This window comes from Erythrobacter oryzae, assembly GCF_030271515.1.
Classification (GTDB): domain Bacteria; phylum Pseudomonadota; class Alphaproteobacteria; order Sphingomonadales; family Sphingomonadaceae; genus Erythrobacter; species Erythrobacter oryzae.
Genome location: NZ_JASCXI010000004.1, coordinates 394,177 through 411,304, shown reverse-complemented (window position 1 = coordinate 411,304; position 17,128 = coordinate 394,177). Strand labels below are relative to the sequence as shown.

The following is a 17,128-nucleotide window of genomic DNA, read 5'->3' as shown; positions in this document are numbered from 1 at the left end:
GCCCATGCGCCTGCTCCTGCCGCTCGCCGCGCTGCTGGCCGCTGGGCCCCTCGTGGCGGACGACGCGCCCGGATCGAACCCTCTGTTCCGCGACCGCTTCACCGCCGACCCGGCTCCACTGGTGGTGGGGGACACGCTGTGGCTCTACACCAGCCACGATGAGGCTGCGGACGGCGAAATGTTCAACATGAAGGACTGGCTCGTCTGGTCGACCACCGACATGCGCAATTGGACGGCGCATCCGCCGATCATGGATATCAAGGGCTTCGCTTGGGCCTCGCACGACGCCTGGGCCATTCAGGTCATCCAGAAGCACGGCCGCTTCTGGATGTATGCGCCGGTCGAACACGACCGGACCAAGCCGGGCAAAGCGATCGGCGTTGCCGTTTCCGACAGGCCGGAAGGCCCGTTTGTGGACGCGAAGGGCTCTGCCCTCATCAGCAACGACATGACGCCTAAGGGCACCCACAGCTGGGAGGATATCGACCCCACCGTCTTCACCGACGACGACGGCACCACCTGGATCGCGTGGGGCAACCGCCAGTGCTATATCGCCAAGCTTGGCGAGGACATGATCAGCATCGACGGGCCGATCACCGAGATCACGCCGCCGCATTTCGAGGAAGGGCCGTGGCTGCACAAGCGGGGCGACCTTTATTACCTGACCTACGCCTCGCTGGATCGCAGCGATCACGAGAACGAGCGCATCTCCTACGCCACCGCGCCCTCGATCAGGGGACCGTGGACCTATCGCGGCGAGCTGACCGGATCGGCCGAGGGCAGCTTCACTATCCACCCCGGCATCGCCGAATTCAAAGGCCAGTGGTATCTCTTCCTCCACAACGCCGCGCTGACGATTGGCGATCAGAAAGGCGCGCTGGGGCGGCGGGCGGTGACGGCAGAGTATCTCATCTATGACGAAAATGGGCTGATGCGCCCCGTGGCCCAGACCAAGGCAGGGGTGACGGCTCCCGCTCCCTAGGACGCGGCGCGGGCTACGTGCTTGCGGATCACCTCGAGCATGCCCGCATCGCTGTCGAACACCCCGTACCAGCCTTGGGGTTCGTGCGGGGGATCGCCCATGTAGGCGCGGTCGCCATCGCGGAAGCGGGCGTCGGGGTGGGGCGTGCGCGCCTCCCCGTTCCACGCCCAGAAATTGCTCCCGGCGATCACCCCGCCCGCCGCCCAGCTGGCCTCGACCGCGCCGTAGATCAGGCGGTAGTAGTCCTCGCGGAACTGCGTGCTGGCCGAGGGCGCATAGGCCTCGCCGTCGCGCGGGAAGCCGAATTCCTCGATCAGCAGCGGCTTGCCGAGTTGCTCGGCGATGGCGACGTGAGCAGCGATATAGGCTTCGACCTTGCGCCGTCCCTCGGGCCATGTCCCGGCAAGATCGTCGCCCTTCACCCAGCTCCAGTTCAGGGGCCAGATGTGCGCGGTGACATAGTCGATGTCGCGGTGGGCATCCGCGACCAGCGCGGCGCTGCCATTGGTCGCCTGCGTCCCCTCCTGCCCGAGGCTGACGAGATGATGCGGCGCGCCCGCGCGGATCAGCGCCGCGGTGTCGGCGATCCATGCGAGGTAGGCCTGGCGGTTCGCCGCAATCGCCGCATCGCTCCCACCCGGGCGGGGCTCGTTGGCGAGCTGCCATGCCATGATCGCCGGGTCCTCGGCATAGGCGATGCCGGTGATGGAATTGCGCCGCGCGAGCAGGCGGCGGACATGATCGCGGTAAAGCGCGATCGCTTGCGGGTTGGCGTAGACCTTGGCGGTGGCGTCGGCGAAGGCGGGCCATGGGTGCGCGGGATCGCCCATGTCGATATAGCTGCCAGTGGCGCGGTAGAGCAGGGTCTGGAGGCCCCCCGACCATTCCCAGAAGTTCGAGAGCACCACCACCGCGGTCATTCCGCGCTTGGCAATCTCGGCCATCACGAAGTCGAGGCCTTCAAGCAGCGCCGCATTGGGGCTGCCGTCGGCATGGGTGAAGCCGGGTTTGATCGAGTTCTTGAGCGGCCCTTCCTCGGCCGCCGCCATGATGCGCAAGTTGTTGATACCCAGCGCCTGCAGCCGGTCGAGCTCGCGCACCAGCCTTGCGCGGTCGCCGTAATCGGCATCCGCGCCAAGCCATGCGGCATACCACAGGTTCGCCCCGGTGATCCGGTATGGCTTGCCGCCGCGCAGCAGCCGGGTGCCTTCGCGCGTCACGAAACCGGGGGAGGGCGCGGCGCTGGCGGCGTGTCCCCGCGCCGCCAGCGCCAGCGCGCCCGCCGCCGAGGCTGAGAGGGTCTCGCGGCGGGTGAAGGTCATTGCGCGATCGCCAGTTCGAAGCCCGGCACCGGCATCCCCTCGCCGTCGACGAGGTTCACCACCGGCGCATCGGCCCAGGCATAGCGCACCCGTGTGGGCGTCAGGCCGTCGGGCACGGCGATCAGCAGGCGGCTGCCCTCGGCCCGCGCGATCACGAATTGGCAGGAGCCCGGCGCGGCGCCGCACAGCTCGACCCCGAGCGGGTAGGGCCCGCCCTGCACGACCAGCGCGCCGGCGATGCCGCTGAAGCTGACACTGACGCGGGCGCCCTCGCGCACCGCCCGCTCCGGCATGGGCATGGCGCGGCTGTTGAAGGCCACCGCCAGCCGCTTGCCGAGGTCGTTCTTGTTGGCCGGGTGAATGTCGGTCGGCTCGCCGATGTCGATTGCGGTAACGAGCGCGGCGTTGGCGTCGGCGGCGACGCCCTTGCGCTGCTCTTCGCGCAGCTGCGCCCAGCCGGATTCGGCCGGGGTCGAGCGGCGCTCGCCGTAGTCTGCCAGCTGCACCACCAGCATCCGCGCCTGCGAACCGAACTGGCGGCGCCAACCGGCGAAGAGTGCGGCGAGCTTCTTGTCGTAACCCGGCGGGCCCACGTCCGCCTCGCCCTGATACCACGCCACGCCCGCCAGCTTCATCTTGCCGAGCGGCGCGATCATCGCATTGTGCATCACGCCGAGGCCCGCATTGGCATCCCACGGTGCGCGGGGCGGGATGTCGGTGACGGCGGTCTGGGCATATTCCCAGTCCGCGCCGAGCATCACGCGGCTGCCATTGGCGGCGGTGAAGGCAAGGCGCTCGGGCCCGGCGAAGAAGCCGCCCGTGTCCCACATGTTGTTGGCGGCGATCAGGATTTCGTTGCGCCCTGCTTTCAGATGCGCGGCGGGCACGCGGTAGGTGCGCTCCACCCCCCAGCCGAAGGTGTAGCCGACCGGGTGACCATTGACGAAGGTCAGGTCCATGTCGTCGATCGCGCCGATCGCAAGGCTTCCCTCACCCTTGGCCTGTTCGGGCGTGAGCGTGATGACCTTCCGAAGCCACACATTGGCGCGCGGGGCGGTGTCGAGCCCGGTGCCCTTCCACTCGTTCCAGAACGAGAATTTGGGGATCGGCTTCCAGTCGAGCAGCGCGGAGTTCTTCCATGGCTCGCGCCCCCCGTCGGCCTTGCGCCACCAGTCGAACCACTGCGGTACGAAGGCCTGCGCGGCAGCGTAGGGATCACGAGCGTAGAGCGCGAGGAGGTCGATGTCGGCCTTGCCGTGCATCGCCGCCGCGCCCTCGGCATCGTACCATGCGCGCGCCGCGCTGCCGCCCCAGTTCGAATGGATCAGGCCGACGGGAACCGCAGGGTCCTTCTTGCGCAAGGCCTTGGCCATATAGAAGCAGGCGGCGGAGAAGGGCGCGACGGTCTCGCTGGTCGCCGCGTTCCATGCGACAGGTGACGGGAAAGCGGCCTGCGGCACCGGCGCGGTGGTCTTGGGGATCATCAGCAGGCGGATGCCGTCGTCAGGAGCGAGGCGCAGCTGGTTCCAGACATCGAGCGCCCGCTCGACCGACAGCTCCATGTTGGACTGCCCGCCGCACAGGAAGACATTGCCGAGGAGGATGTTGCGATAGGTTGCCGAGCCCGAGGCATCGCGGATGACGAGGCTGACGGGCGCGGTGCTCGCAGGCTGCGCGGGCAGAGTGGCGAGGAAGTTGCCGGACGCGTTGGAGCGGACGGTCGAGCTGGTTCCGCCAATCTCGACCGTCACGTCGGACGATGACTCGGCCCGCCCCGAAAGCGTCAGCGTCACCCCGCTTTGGAGCACCATGTTGTCGCCGAAGCCTGCATCGAGCCTCGGAGCGGCGAGCGCGGCAGCGGGCGACAGAACCGCGAGCGCGAGCGGCGCGGTCTTGAGGAAATGGCGTATCACGAAAGCCTCGCGCGGGTCTGGGCAAAGCCCGCGACAGGGGCGGGGAAGGCGAACAGGCTGCCGGCGAGCGGGCGCGCGGCCATGTCCTCGGCGCTCATGTTCTTGGTCGCCGTGGTGACATAGGCGGTGCGCATGTCCGGCCCGCCGAACGCCATCTTGGTGATGTCGCGCGCGGGAACGGCGACAGTGCAGTCGAGCTTGCCCTCCGGGGTGAAGCGCGCCACGCAGCCGCCGAAATACATGCCCGTCCAGACATGGTCGACGCTGTCCACCACCGGGCCATCGGGATAGGCCCCCGGGAACAGCGCACCGGTGTCGGCGAACAGGCGGATGTCGCCGAGGCCCGCTTCGTTGAGGTCGGCGACGAAGATCTTCTGCCCGCCCGTGTCGGTGAAGTAGATCCGGCTGCCGTCGGCGCTCACCGCCGGGCCGTTGGTAATCGTGATCCCGCTCGGGCCCGCGGGGCGGACCTCGCCGCGGTCGAAGACGTAGAACCGGCCGGTCGCCTCAGACTCGCCATCGTCCATCGAGCCGAACCACACCCGGCCCCAAGGGTCGGTGCAGGCATCGTTGAGACGGTTGCCGGAAGGCTCGCCCGGCACCTCGCACAGCTTGGTGAAGGCGTCGGTTTCCGGGTCAAAGGTGTAGACCCCGTCCTTCAAGCCGCACAGCAAGAGGCCGCCCTCGGCAGGGATCGCCCAGCCGATCGGCGCGGGCGCATCGGCGAAGCGGTTGCTGCCGGTGGCGGGGTCGAAATGCCACAGGCGGCGGCGCTTGATGTCGACGAACCACACGACGCTGCGCTCCGCGTCCCACAGCACGCCTTCACCCAGCAGGCAGTCGGCCGCGAGCACCTGCGTGACGGGGAGGGTCATCTCCATCCCGCGTCCACCCAGTAATTGTGCCCGGTGCAGTAGCGCGCATCGTCAGCGGCGAGGAACAGTGCCATCGCGGCGATGTCGGCGGGCTGGATGCGCCCGTCGAGGCACTGCGCAGCGACGATCTCGGCCTCGCCCTCGGGGGTGTACCAGCGCATCTGACGCGGGGTCTGGACGTTTCCGGGGACGATGGTGTTTACCCGAATGTTGTCGCGCCCCAATTCGCGCGCGAGGCTGCGCGTGAGACCCTCGATCGCGGCCTTGGCGGTCTGGTAGATAACCAGATCCTTGAGGCCGAGGTGCCAGCTGATCGAGCCCATGTTGACGATCACCCCGCCACCCGCAGCGCGCATGGCGGGCACCACCGCCTTGGCGGCGAAGAACTGGTGCTTGAGGTTCACCGCCATGCGCTCGTCCCAATAGGCGGGCGTCACGTCATCGACGGCGTGGCGATCATCGCTCGCGGCATTGTTGATAAGGACATCGCAACCGCCAATGCGGTCGATCAGGCCCTCGAGTGTGCGGGTGTAGGCGTCGCAATCGGTGATGTCGCAGCGCGCGAAATGCGGACGCGTGTCGGCGCCCGCCAGCCGCGCGATCAGCGCCTCGCTGGGGGCGTCCTGGATGTCGACGAAGGCGACCGCCGATCCCTGCCGGGCGAAGGCCTCCACCATGCCCTCGCCTATCCCTGAGCCGCCGCCGCTGACGATCACCCGCTTGCCCGTGAGGCTCGGGTAGATCGCGCTATGCACGCCTGCGCTGCTGGTTTGCGCGTCCAAGTCCTGTCTTCCCCATCCCGTTGCGGGCCCGCGGATCATCCCCATCCGGCGCGCCCCTTGTATAGTTTATCAAATCGCCTCGATCAGCCCCCGGCTGGCGAGGTTCCTCGCAAAGGCGGCAAATCCCATCGTCCAGGCCGGCGCATCGCGCGAGGTCGTCACGGTGTTACGAAGCGTGCCGAGCTTGTCCGAGCGGATCGTCACCACATCGCCCACCTTGTGGGTGAATCCCGCCCCCGGCGTGTCGCGGTCCTGCGTCGGCGCGAACAGCGTGCCGCAGAACAGCACGAAGCCGTCGGGGTAGTGATGCTCCGAGAGGCACTGGGCGACCAGATCGAGCGGGTCGCGGCTGATCTGGCTCATGTCGTTGCGGCCCTCGAGGCGGTAGCCTTCCGGCCCCTCGATCACCAGTTCGATGGCGGCCGAGCGCACGTCGTCGATGGTGAAGCTGTCGTCGAACAGGCGGATAAAGGGGCCGATGGCGCAGCTGGCGGTGTTGTCCTTGGCCTTGGAGAGCAGCAGCGCCGAGCGGCCCTCGAAATCGCGCAGGTTGACGTCATTGCCGAGGCATGCGCCGACCACTTCGCCATGCGCGCCGCAGGCGAGGACGACTTCGGGCTCGGGATTGTTCCAGTGCGAATCCGAGCGCACGCCGACCGGCGCGCCGGTGCCGACTGCCGAGAGCACGGGGGCCTTGGAGAAAATCTCCGCATCCGGCCCGATCGCGACCTCGAGATATTGCGACCACATGCCCTCTTCGATCAGCGCGGCCTTCAGCTGCGCGGCGGCGGGGCTGCCCGGCACGACCGAGCGGATGCCGCTGCCGACCTTGTCCTCGAGCTGCGCGCGGATCGCGGCGGCCGCGCTTGCATCGCCGCGCGCTCGCTCCTCGATCACCCGCTCGATGGCGGAGAGCGCGAAGGTTACACCGCTGGCCTTGATGCACTGAAGATCGGTGGGGGCGAGCAGCGACCAGCCTTCGGGCAGACCGTCCTCGACCTGGCCGATCATCGTGCCGCCGGTGAAGGTGCGCCGCGCGATCGCGCCCGCTACCGTGCTGGCCACGCCCGTCAGGTCATGGAGAATGCCGCCTTCGACAGTGATGACGCACGGCCCCTCGGGCGAGAGCGCCCGGCCGATAAAGTGCCCTTCGCGGAAATCCGCGGGCAGACTTTCCAGAATCCCTTCGGCCATTTCTGGCTCTTGCCTCCCTCAGTGATAGCGCTACCATAAGCACACAATCGCGGGGCGGCAAGCCCCCAAGCGACACGAACCGGAGGGGAAATGCGATGCGGCTGAAGGCGGGATTGCTGGCGGGTGCGCTGGTGCTGGCGGGGAGCGCGCAAGGCGCGGCGGCGCGCGATGTGGTTGCCAGTTTCGACTGGCTGGCCTACGAATCGGCAGACCCAAAGGCCCCCGAGGGGCGCTATGCCAATCCGGTGATCCCCGGCTTCCACCCCGATCCCTCGATCGTGCGCGTCGGCAAGGATTTCTACGCCGTCACGTCGACCTTCAGCTGGTATCCGGGCCTGCCGATCCTGCATTCGACCGATCTCGTCCATTGGCGGATCATCGGCAATGCGATCGACCGGCCGGGGATGCTCGACTTCAACGGCATCGGCACCAACCGCGGTCTGTTCGCGCCCGCGATCACCCGCCACGACGGGCGGTTCTGGATCGTCAACACCTGCATCGAATGCGGCGGCAACTTCGTCATCACCGCCGAGGATCCGGCGGGCCCGTGGAGCGACCCGGTGTGGCTCGATTTCGGCGGGATCGACCCCTCGCTCCATTTCGAGCCCGATGGCACCGCATGGATCGTCTACAACGACGCGCCTCCGGGACCCGAGGAATATGAAGGCCACCGCGCGCTGTGGCTCCAGCAGTTCGACCCGCAGGCGATGAAAATGCTGCCCAAGCGCGTGTTGCTGCGTGACAAGGGCGTCGACCCTTCCAAAAAGCCGATCTGGGCCGAGGGGCCCCATATCTACAAGGTGGGCGATTGGTATTTTCTCCTGACTGCGGAAGGGGGGACGGCGGACCAGCATTCGCAGACCATCTATCGCTCGCGCGCGCTTCAGGGGCCCTACGAACCGGGCCCGGACAATCCGATCCTCACCCAGCGCGATCTGCCCGCAGGCCGCCCCGACCGGATCGAGGCGACCGGCCATGCCGACATCGTCCAGCTCGAGGACGGCAGCTGGTGGGGGGTGTTCCTCGCCACCCGGCCCTTCGCCGGGCAATCGACGCTGCTGGGGCGCGAGACCTTTCTGCTTCCGGTGACGTGGAACGACGGCTGGCCGCGCTTCCTCGAGAAAGGCGCTCCGGTGCCGCTGACGCCGCCCGCGCCGAAGCTCCCTGCCTCGGCCGGAGCGGCGTGGGACAATTGGCACGAGGAGTTCGTCTCGCCGCTCTCGAACGAATGGCTCGCGCTGCGCACGCCCGGCGCGACGCCGCAATGGGAGGTGAGGGACGGCGCGCTCGACGTCATCGCCGGCCCCGCCGCGCCCGGCGGCATGGCGCGCCCAGCCTTCACCGGACGGCGGCTGCGGCATCACAAGGCGGCCTTCAGCACGAGGCTCGCTTTCACCCCCGAACGGCGCGGCGATTTCGCCGGACTGCTCGCCTTCATGGACGAGACCCACTTCCTCGCCGCTGGCAAGGAGCAGGGGCGGATCGTTGTGCGGCTGCGCACCGCCGCGAGCGATTGGGCGGGGGGCAAGGAGGTCGCCTCGGCACCGCTCGCTGCTGCCGGGCCGGTCGAGCTCAAACTGTCGCTCGACGGCGGGACGGCGACCGTGTTCTTCCGCGAAGAGGGCGCGACTTCGTGGCGGCAGGTGGGCGGCCCGATCGATGTCGAGCCGCTCGCCTCGGTCCATGCGGGGCTGTTCACCGGGCTGGTGGTCGGCCCCTACGCCTATTCTCCGGGGCCCTAGTTGGTCTTGAAGACATAAACCGGCCCCACCTCGATGGTCTGCGCCGCGGCGGCGAAGTGCAGCGTCACATTCGCATCGCCCGCGCCGAAGCCGCGGGTGGCGGTGAAGGGCAGGCGGATCATCTGCCACTTGTTGCCGAGCTTGAAGGCCTTGTCGCCGAAGCCCTCGTAAGGCGGGGTGCCGCTCTGGAGGCGGGCATAGACCAGCCCCATGCCGTCATCGGTCTGCGCGCTGATCGTGCGCGCGATGACGACCGCGACGAAGGTGTCGCCTTCCTTGACGTCCGGCACGATGGGAATGCCCGTAACGAGATCCCAGCGGTTCTCGCCCACCTTGGTGGTGGTGTAGCGGGTCGCCTTCTTGAGCCAGATCTCCGGCACCTCGAGCGGCAGCACGGTGCCCCCCGTGCCGCCATTGGCCCAGCCGCGGTTGGTGGGATCGTTGACCAGCTGGCCGAGGCTGCGGATCGCGTCGGGCATTTCGAGCGCGGCGGCATCCTGCAGGGTCGGTGCGGGGGCGCTCGCCTGCGTGGTCTGGATCGCGGCCGCGTTCTTGACCACGATCGCCTGCCCGATCTCCAGCACCTGCTTGGCGCCCGCCAGTTGCAGGGTCACCAGTGCATCGGACTTGCGGATGCGGCGGTCGGCCTTGGCGGTCACCTCGTACCATTGCCATTCGCTGCCGATCAGCACCGTGGTGTCGCCGAAGCCGTCATAGGGCGCGACGTTCTCCTGGAAGCGCAGGCTGACCACGCCCTTGCCGTCCGATCTTTCGGTGCTGACCGTGCGGGCATAGAAGCCGATCGTCACCTGCTCGCCGGAGGCGATGCCGTCGAGCAGCGGGATATTGGCGGCCGCGCGGTAGGGGAAGTCCGCCCGCTCGGCGACGGTGAACACCCGCGCGGCGCCACCGCCAGGAATGTCGGCCGCTTGCCGCCCGCCCGCGTTGAAAGCAGGGCCGTAGCTGTCCCAGTCGATGCGGGTGGGATCGTTGATGAGATCGCCCGGCACCTGGTCGTCGAAGGCGGCAAGCTCGGGCGGGAGCTTGGACTTGGAGGAGGAAGAGCGGGCAGGCGCGGGAGCGGGTGCGGCGGCGCGCGCCGGGGCGGGCGGGGCGGTGGTGTCGTCCTTCAGCCCGATCGCACCGCGCAGGCCCGGCAGCCATTCGCCCTTCTTGTGATCGAAGAAGGGGAAGGTGTTGGTATAGGCCCACATGCACATGCCGATGCCGGTCGGCTTGAAGGCTTCGTAGATCGTGCGGTGATACTTCACCCGGTCGGCCAGCGGGATGTGCGCGTCATAGGCCCCGACCTCGCCCATGAAGGGGGTCTTGCCGGTGCGCGCGACATAGGCCTGGATCGCGGCGACATCCTTGGCGAGCTGCGCCGTGTCCCCATCGGTGGGGAAGCTGCGGCCCACCGGCGGCATGTCGGGCTTGGTCCATTCGGCGCCCTGGTGGGTGTAGAGGAACGGATCGTAGTAGTGGAAGGTCGGGTGGATGTTCGGATCATCCGGCAGCGGCAGGGTCTCCAAGGACTTGATCCCGCTCCAGTTCTCGCCCCCGATGATCACCGCGCGGGTGGGGTGGAGCTTCCTCACCTCGGCGAGCGCCGGGGCGAGGGTCTGCAACAGATTGGTGTGGTTGAAGTTCTTGTGCGGCTCGTTCTCGAGCTCGAACCACAGGCTGTCCTCGGGATAGCCCTTGAAGGTTTCCGCGATCTGCTTCCACACCCCGCCGTGCCACGCGGCGACCTTCAGCGGATCATCGTGGATCGGGTCGAAATGGTGGCTGTTGAGAATGACGTTGAGCTTTTCGGCCAGCGCCCAGTCGACGATCTGCTTCACGCGCGCCATCCACTTGGGATCGACCGTGTAAGGCGACTTGTCGGAGGACTTGTTGTGCCAGCGCACCGGCAGGCGGATGGTCTTGAACCCGGCGGCGGCGATGCGCTTCAGGTCCTCCTGCCGCACCGGCACACCGCCCCATGCGCCTTCGGCTTCGGGCTCGAGCGTGTTGCCGAGGTTGATGCAGGTGCCCACCGGCAGCGGCGGGGTGACGGCGGGGGCTGCGGCGACCGGCGTTGCGGCCAGCGGCGCAAGGGTCAGCGCCGCGAGCGGCAGCAGCGAAGCGAATGCCTTGAGGTTCATCCCTGTTTCTCCATAGGTTCGGCTCTGGCGGCCTGTATTCAATCCCGCGCGCGTTTCAGCGGCACGGCAAAACCTGCTCGGCGTCCGAGCCGAGGCGCACTTCGGCGATGGCGTAATCGGCCTTGCCCGTGGTCTCGAGCACGAAGGGCCGGTCGAGCTTCGCCACATCCGCCCCCTTGCCGCGCAGGCACTTCAGCGGGATGCCGTAGCGGACATAGCCCGGGGTCTCGGGCAGGGTGACGGCGGTGAAGCCGTCGGTGCCGGGCCCGCGCACCCCGATGCGGGCGGCATCGGGCGCGTCCCATACCCTGAGGGTTACCAGCACCATGACATCGCCATTGGTCTCGCGCGCGAGATCGATCGTCTCGAACTTGCCGAGCTGGGCGCTGGCCGTGCCGCCCTGCACCGCGATGCGGCGCGCGCCTTCCTGCACGCGGTAACTCTCCGCCGTCACCCGCGCACGGCCACCCAGGGCCTCCGCGGGGAGGGTGGTGACGCGGGTCTCGACCTCGTCACCCGTGCCCGCCACCCACAGTGACCAGCGCGCTGCCGGGGTGCCGGCGTTGAACCACACCCGCGCGTCTGCGCCCGAGGCGTTGGCGTCAAGCTCGGGGAGCGCGGTGAAGGCCGGGGCGGGCGAGGCATAGTCGAGCCCGTAGCCGAGCGGGAACAGCGCCCCGTCGGCGATCTGCGCGGTGCGCGGCCATGCGGCGGGGAGCTTGCCGCTGAAGTTGAAGCGGGGCTTGCCCGCGCTGTCTCCCACCAGCACGTCGGCGATCCCGCCGCCCTCGCTGCCCGGCAACCACGCGACCACGAAGGCATCTGCGGCATTGAGCGCGGGGTTCACATAGAGCGGCCGCCCGGTGATCATCACCGCGACCACGGGAATGCCCTGCGCCTTCAATTTCTTCATTGTTGCGAAGGGCCCGGTGTGCTCGGGATCGAGCAGCAGCGCCGCCCTGTCGCCTTGAAACTCGGCATAGGGGGTCTCACCGAACACCACCACGGCGGCGTCCGGCTTCTCGGTGAAACTGCCATCGGGCGAAAGCACCGCGCTGCCGCCGCCCGCCTCGACCGCCTGCTTCAACCCGCCCCAGATCGAGGTCGCCCCGGGGAACTGCGCGTTGGAGAGGCCCGTGCCCTGCCAGCTGATCGTCCAGCCGCCCGCCTGCCGCGCGATATCGTCCGCGCCGTCGCCCGCGACCAGCAGACGTCCGCCGGGTGCCAGCGGGAGCACGCCCTCGTTCTTGAGCAGCACCAGCGATTTCCGCACCGCCTCGCGCGCGACAGCGCGGTGCTCGGGCGCGCCGAGGAGGTTCCATTGCCCGGAATAGGGCCGGTCGGAGGGCTTGCCCGCCTCGAACAGCCCGAGCCGCGCCTTCACGCGCAGGATCCGCGCCACGCCCTCGTCGATCCGGCTCATCGGGATCGCCCCTGATTTCGCGCGGGCGAGGAGGTCGTTGTAAATCGGCTTCCACGTGTCGGGCGCCATGTACATGTCGACCCCCGCCATCAGCGCCTGCGGGCAGGCCTCGTTGGTGCAGCCCGCGACCTGTCCGTGAGCGTTCCAGTCGGAGACGACGAAGCCGCCGAAATCCATCCGCTCCTTGAGCACCCCCGTCACCAGCGAGTGGTTGCCGGTCATCTTGACGCCCTGCCAGCTCGAGAAGCTGACCATCACCGTCGCCACGCCCTCGGCGATTGCCGGGCCGTAGGGCTTGCCGTGGATGTCGCGCAGCGCCGCCTCGCTGATCGAGCTGTCGCCCTGGTCGACGCCGCGGTCGGTGCCACCATCGGCAAGGAAGTGCTTGGTCGAGGCGATCACGTAGGGCCCGGCGAGCAGGTTGTCGCCCGTCGGCGGTCCCTGAAGTCCGCGCACCATCGCGCCCACATACGAGGCGACCAGATCGGGGTCGGAGGAATAGCCCTCGTAAGCGCGGCCCCAGCGGAAGTCCTGCGGCACGGCGACGGTGGGCGCGAAGGTCCATTCCTGGCCGGTGACGCGGATTTCCTTGGCGGTGACCGCGCCGATCTTCTCGATCAGCGCCGGATCGCGCATCGCGCCGAGGCCGATATTGTGCGGGAACAGCGTCGCGCCGATGATGTTCGAGTGGCCGTGCACCGCGTCGGTGCCCCAGATCATCGGGATCCCGACCCCGCCGTCCGAACGGTCGACCGAGGCGAGGTAGAAGTCGTCCGCCGCCTTCAGCCAGTCCTTCGCGGGCGAGAGGTCGTTGCCATTGGGGCCCGAATTGCCGCCCACCAGCAGCGAGCCGAGCTTGTACTTGCGGAAGTCCTCGGGCGTGACGCAGCACAGGTCGGCCTGCACCAGCTGACCGACCTTCTCCTCGATCGTCATGCGCGCGATGAGGTCGGCGATCATCTTCTCGTGATCGGGGTTGGTGGGGACCGGGTAGGTGTAGGCGGGCCACTGATCGGGATGCGCGGTGCCCGGCGGCGCGGCGGAGGGCGGGGCGGCCGGGGTCTCGGCGACCGCGACGGTTGCAAGGCTCGCGGCAGCGAGCAGGCCTGCCGCAAGGCAAGCGCGTGTGGAGGCCCTGTGGCCCATCATGTCCCTCTCCCGCGGCGATCCTGCCCGCCGTGCCAGGCGTTTTGCTAACGCTAACATGAATGTTGTAAAATCTGCGGGCGGAAGTCAATCCGATGGCGAGGCGGTGTGCGTGGCGCGTGCCCGAAAGATCGGCATTGCATTGAAAGTCAAGGGAATATTGCGCCAAAAATACGAATGCAGGGAAGCGCGAAAGCGTATGGTAGCGTTACCACAGCAAGCGAAACCTCGATTCGGCGGGCAAATTCAGCACGACTATCCCCGCGCTACGGTCTCCAGCAATTCCCCGGTCACCGGATAGCCCGCATCGGAAAGGATCGTCAGCCACGGCTTGCCGTCCTGCTCCACCACCTGCGGCATGATCGTGCGCACCGGGATCGCCTCGGCCTGGGCCTTGGCCTCGGCGAAGCTGGCGAACAGGGCGAGGCGCTCGAGATTGCGGCGGGTGGGGAAGATCAGTTTTATGTCCCCGCGCGCGGCCGCATCGAGCGCGCCCTGCGCCGTGGTCCAGAACAGATGGGTGTTCTCGGCATGGTCGATCGACACGTCGACCGCCCCGGTGCCGAGATTGGCGAGATAGAAGCGCGTGTCATAGACCCGCGCGATCGCCTCGTTCTTGGGAAACCAGCGGGCAAAGGGCGTGATCTGTGCAAGGTCGAGCTGCCAGCCGAAGGCCTCGAGCACCGGCGCGAGCGCGCCCCACTCGGCGAGCATCTTGCGGGCAGCGTCGGCGCTCGCCGCGTTGATCTCGCCCGACAGGCCGAGCGCGAGGCCGGTCTCCTCGAGCGTCTCGCGCACCGCGGCGATCTGGTGCGCGGCTTCATCGGGCGCGAGGCCGTGGGCGGCCGCGACTGCCTCGCCCAGTTCGAAGTCCGCCGGATCGACCCGCCCGCCGGGGAACACCGCCATGCCGCCCGCGAAGGTCATGTTCCGCGAGCGAACCGTCATCAGCACTTCCGGCGCTCCATCGTCAGGGGCGTTGCGGAAGATGATGATGGTGGCGGCAGGAATGCCTTCGGGCGCTGAATCGGTGGTCATCGCGGCAAAGGATGGCCGCACGGCGCGTCCTTGCCAAGACCCAAGGCGAATTGCTGCCGGGGCGCGCTCCCCTGGCCGGGCGAGGGGTGTCGGGACGCTTTACAACTCGCGGTTAAGGAGAAGCAAACGCGGTCGGAAAAATGCCGGAATTCCGTGCTTTTTCGAGTTTGGCACGGGGTTTGCATTGTGTGGTGCGGTCCCAATGGTCTTCGACGAGAGGCGCGACCCTTCCTGGTCTCCGGGTTGCGCCTCCCCGAAAATGAAAGAGCGCTCCGCACTGGTCCTGCGGAGCGCTTTTTTGTTTTCCGCACCCGCCTCCGCGGGTGCGTCCTCGGCGCTGTTCCTTCGCTTCGCTACGGGCGCCTGCGGGCGGCCGGTCGGCCTTGCGGCCCTGTGGGCCGGCTCAGCGAAACACTATCGGGATGCGCTGATATCGGTCGCGTAGTGACCGCAAGCGCGAATGCGCGCCCGCAGCGGGCGCAGCTTGCTGCGCATCCAGCGAGGGCGCACCCGCGGAGGCGGGTGCGCCCTATAAAAATCAAACCTTGGCGACCCCGCTCTCATCCAGCATTGCTTGCAATTCGCCCGCCTCGAACATCTCCATCATGATGTCGCTGCCGCCGACGAATTCGCCCTTCACGTAGAGCTGCGGGATCGTCGGCCAGTCGGAGAAGCTCTTGATGCCCTGGCGGATCTCCATGTCTTGCAGCACGTCGACGCTTTCATAGGCGACGCCGCAGTGGTCGAGGATGGCCACCGCGCGGCTCGAGAAGCCGCATTGCGGGAACAGCGGCGTGCCCTTCATGAACAGCACCACATCATTGCTGGTGACGAGATCGGAAATGCGCGCGTTGACGTCGGACATGGGGTTGCGGCCTTGGCAGGTGTTGCTTGGAATGAAGGTTACTTGGGAACCACAGTGGTGACTTGCAAGGCGTGCAGCACCCCGCCCATCCGCCCGCCGAGCGCGTTGTAGACCAGCTTGTGCTGCGCCACGCGGCTGAGGCCGGCGAATTGCGGGGCGGTGACGGTCGCCGCCCAGTGGTCGTCATCGCCCGCAAGGTCGCGCAGTTCGACCACCGCGCCGGGCAGGGCCGCAGTGATCGCCTCGGTGATCTCGCGTGCGGTCATCGGCATGGGTTCAGACCTCGCCGAGCAGCTGGCGGCGCGCCTCGATCGCCATTTCATTGAGCTTGGCGCGAATGTCGGCTTCAGTGATGTCGATCTGCGCGCCCGTGAGGTCGCCCAAGAGCTTCCTCACCACGTCCTCGTCGCCCGCTTCCTCGAACTCGGCCTGCACCACGGCTTTGCGATAGGCGTCGGTCTCTTCGGGGGTGAGGCTCATCAGCCCGGCGGCCCATTCGCCCAGCAGGCGGTTGCGGCGGGCGAGGATGCGGAAGGCGGTTTCGCCCTCGAGCGCGAAATGGGCCTCCTCGGCGCGTTCGCGATCCCTGAAGTCGGTCATATGTGTGTTGTCCCTTGGGTGACGATCCAAGCGGAGCGATAGAGCGGGCAGGCCGCGCCTTCAAGCGCCAACCGGCCCGCTCCGGATGATCAGTCGATCGTCACGACAAGCTTGCCGACCGCCTCGCGCGCTTCGAGCTTGGCGATGGCGTCGCCCGCGCGGGCGAGGGGGAAGGTTTCGCTGACCAGCGGGTCGATCTTGCCCGCCTTCATCAGGTCGAACAGCTCCATCACCTGCGCGTGGAAGCCCTTGGGGTCGCGCGCGGTGAAGGCGCCCCAGAACACGCCGCAGATGTCGCAGGACTTCAGCAGGGTGAGGTTCAAGGGCATCTTGGCGATCCCGGCGGGGAAGCCGACCACCAGGAAGCGGCCCTCCCAGGCGATGGCGCGCAGCGCGGGCTCCGAATATTGCCCGCCGACGATGTCGTAGACGATGTTGGCGCCTTCCGGCCCGCAGGCCTGCTTGAAGGCGTCTGCCAGGGCTTTCGAGGCATCCTTGTCCATCGCCTCGCGCGGGTAGATCACGACCTCGTCCGCCCCTGCCTTGCGCGCGACTTCGCCCTTGGCTTCGGAGGACACGGCCGCCACGACGCGTGCGCCAAAAGCCTTGGCGAGCTCGATCGCCGAGAGGCCCACGCCGCCCGCCGCGCCGAGGATCAACACGGTGTCGCCCGCCTTGATGTGCCCGCGGTCCTTGAGGCCGTGGATCGTGGTGCCGTAGGTCATCAGCAGGCTCGCGGCCTTCTCGAAGGGCACGCCATCGGGAACCTTGAACATGCGGCCTGCGGGCACGGCCACCTTCTCGGCCAGCCCGCCATTGCCGATCCCGGCGAGCACGCGGTCACCCACCGCAAAGCCCTCGACCCCCTCGCCCACTGCCTCGATCACGCCCGAAATCTCGCCGCCGGGGCTGAACGGCCGCTGCGGCTTGAACTGGTACATATCGCGGATGATCAGCCCGTCGGGATAGTTGATCGCGCAGGCCTTGACCGCGACGAGCACCTCGCCTTTGCCCGGGGTGGGGGTTTCGACCTCGTCAAGGGTCAGAGTCTCAGGCCCGCCGGTCTGGTGGGTGCGAATGGCTTTCATTGTGTCCTCTC

Annotated in this window: 14 protein-coding genes; 2 read left to right on the top strand and 12 right to left on the bottom strand. The window is 68.0% G+C overall.

The window, feature by feature from the left end; translation table 11 throughout:
* Nucleotides 1-4 precede the first annotated feature (4 nt).
* On the top strand, nt 5-982 hold the full coding sequence (locus tag PFX90_RS14595) for a glycoside hydrolase family 43 protein (protein ID WP_285713305.1): 978 nt from the start codon (nt 5-7) through the stop codon (nt 980-982).
* Here the strand turns inward: PFX90_RS14595 and PFX90_RS14590 are convergent.
* From PFX90_RS14590 to PFX90_RS14570, 5 genes are all read right to left on the bottom strand, one after another.
* On the bottom strand, nt 979-2,304 hold the full coding sequence (locus PFX90_RS14590) for a glycoside hydrolase 5 family protein (protein WP_285713304.1): 1,326 nt from the start codon (nt 2,302-2,304) through the stop codon (nt 979-981). The genes PFX90_RS14595 and PFX90_RS14590 overlap by 4 nt on opposite strands.
* A complete protein-coding gene (locus tag PFX90_RS14585) occupies nt 2,301-4,217 on the bottom strand; it encodes a sialate O-acetylesterase (RefSeq protein WP_285713303.1) in 1,917 nt (638 codons plus the stop codon). The genes PFX90_RS14590 and PFX90_RS14585 overlap by 4 nt, the downstream gene beginning before the upstream one ends.
* Entirely contained in the window at nt 4,214-5,098 is an 885-nt protein-coding gene (locus tag PFX90_RS14580) for an SMP-30/gluconolactonase/LRE family protein (protein WP_285713302.1), read from the bottom strand. The genes PFX90_RS14585 and PFX90_RS14580 overlap by 4 nt, the downstream gene beginning before the upstream one ends.
* Nucleotides 5,089-5,847 carry a D-xylose 1-dehydrogenase gene (xylB, locus tag PFX90_RS14575; RefSeq protein ID WP_285713599.1) on the bottom strand — a complete coding sequence of 253 codons (759 nt, stop codon included), beginning with the start codon at nt 5,845-5,847 and terminating at the stop codon, nt 5,089-5,091. Before xylB ends, PFX90_RS14580 begins: the two co-directional genes overlap by 10 nt.
* A gap of 96 nt (nt 5,848-5,943) precedes the next feature.
* On the bottom strand, nt 5,944-7,068 hold the full coding sequence (locus tag PFX90_RS14570; RefSeq protein ID WP_285713301.1) for a fumarylacetoacetate hydrolase family protein: 1,125 nt from the start codon (nt 7,066-7,068) through the stop codon (nt 5,944-5,946).
* 95 nt (nt 7,069-7,163) lie between these two features.
* Between PFX90_RS14570 and PFX90_RS14565 the strand changes: the two genes are divergently transcribed.
* The gene (locus PFX90_RS14565) at nt 7,164-8,810 is read left to right on the top strand and encodes a glycoside hydrolase family 43 protein (protein WP_285713300.1); all 1,647 of its coding nucleotides are present in this window, start codon (nt 7,164-7,166) and stop codon (nt 8,808-8,810) included.
* On the opposite strand, the gene PFX90_RS14560 is transcribed toward PFX90_RS14565, so the two are convergent.
* From PFX90_RS14560 to PFX90_RS14530, 7 genes are all read right to left on the bottom strand, one after another.
* On the bottom strand, nt 8,807-10,957 hold the full coding sequence (locus PFX90_RS14560) for a glycoside hydrolase family 5 protein (protein ID WP_285713299.1): 2,151 nt from the start codon (nt 10,955-10,957) through the stop codon (nt 8,807-8,809). The genes PFX90_RS14565 and PFX90_RS14560 overlap by 4 nt on opposite strands.
* A 55-nt stretch (nt 10,958-11,012) precedes the next feature.
* Complete coding sequence (locus PFX90_RS14555) at nt 11,013-13,529, bottom strand: glycoside hydrolase family 3 protein (protein ID WP_285713298.1); 2,517 nt, start codon at nt 13,527-13,529, stop codon at nt 11,013-11,015.
* A 252-nt stretch (nt 13,530-13,781) separates the two neighbouring features.
* Nucleotides 13,782-14,564 carry an NUDIX hydrolase gene (locus tag PFX90_RS14550; RefSeq protein WP_285713297.1) on the bottom strand — a complete coding sequence of 261 codons (783 nt, stop codon included), beginning with the start codon at nt 14,562-14,564 and terminating at the stop codon, nt 13,782-13,784.
* A 538-nt stretch (nt 14,565-15,102) separates the two neighbouring features.
* Nucleotides 15,103-15,429 (bottom strand): Grx4 family monothiol glutaredoxin, encoded by a 327-nt coding sequence (gene grxD, locus PFX90_RS14545; protein WP_285713296.1) that lies wholly within the window; start codon nt 15,427-15,429, stop codon nt 15,103-15,105.
* 38 nt (nt 15,430-15,467) lie between these two features.
* Nucleotides 15,468-15,701, bottom strand: coding sequence for a BolA family transcriptional regulator (locus PFX90_RS14540; protein WP_285713295.1), 234 nt, complete (start codon nt 15,699-15,701; stop codon nt 15,468-15,470).
* A 4-nt stretch (nt 15,702-15,705) separates the two neighbouring features.
* Nucleotides 15,706-16,029, bottom strand: coding sequence for a DUF1476 domain-containing protein (locus PFX90_RS14535; RefSeq protein WP_285713294.1), 324 nt, complete (start codon nt 16,027-16,029; stop codon nt 15,706-15,708).
* Between the two features lie 89 nt (nt 16,030-16,118).
* Nucleotides 16,119-17,117 carry an NADPH:quinone oxidoreductase family protein gene (locus PFX90_RS14530; RefSeq protein WP_285713293.1) on the bottom strand — a complete coding sequence of 333 codons (999 nt, stop codon included), beginning with the start codon at nt 17,115-17,117 and terminating at the stop codon, nt 16,119-16,121.
* Nucleotides 17,118-17,128 lie beyond the last annotated feature (11 nt).

Coding starts and splice junctions, on each gene's coding strand:
- PFX90_RS14565 (WP_285713300.1), top strand. CDS start 7,164: ATGCGGCTGAAGGCGGGATTGCTGGCGGGTGCGCTGGTGCTGGCGGGG.
- PFX90_RS14560 (WP_285713299.1), bottom strand. CDS start 10,957: ATGAACCTCAAGGCATTCGCTTCGCTGCTGCCGCTCGCGGCGCTGACC.
- PFX90_RS14570 (WP_285713301.1), bottom strand. CDS start 7,068: ATGGCCGAAGGGATTCTGGAAAGTCTGCCCGCGGATTTCCGCGAAGGG.
- PFX90_RS14535 (WP_285713294.1), bottom strand. CDS start 16,029: ATGACCGACTTCAGGGATCGCGAACGCGCCGAGGAGGCCCATTTCGCG.
- PFX90_RS14590 (WP_285713304.1), bottom strand. CDS start 2,304: ATGACCTTCACCCGCCGCGAGACCCTCTCAGCCTCGGCGGCGGGCGCG.
- PFX90_RS14540 (WP_285713295.1), bottom strand. CDS start 15,701: ATGCCGATGACCGCACGCGAGATCACCGAGGCGATCACTGCGGCCCTG.
- PFX90_RS14530 (WP_285713293.1), bottom strand. CDS start 17,117: ATGAAAGCCATTCGCACCCACCAGACCGGCGGGCCTGAGACTCTGACC.
- PFX90_RS14595 (WP_285713305.1), top strand. CDS start 5: ATGCGCCTGCTCCTGCCGCTCGCCGCGCTGCTGGCCGCTGGGCCCCTC.
- PFX90_RS14580 (WP_285713302.1), bottom strand. CDS start 5,098: ATGGAGATGACCCTCCCCGTCACGCAGGTGCTCGCGGCCGACTGCCTG.
- PFX90_RS14555 (WP_285713298.1), bottom strand. CDS start 13,529: ATGATGGGCCACAGGGCCTCCACACGCGCTTGCCTTGCGGCAGGCCTG.
- grxD (WP_285713296.1), bottom strand. CDS start 15,429: ATGTCCGACGTCAACGCGCGCATTTCCGATCTCGTCACCAGCAATGAT.
- PFX90_RS14550 (WP_285713297.1), bottom strand. CDS start 14,564: ATGACCACCGATTCAGCGCCCGAAGGCATTCCTGCCGCCACCATCATC.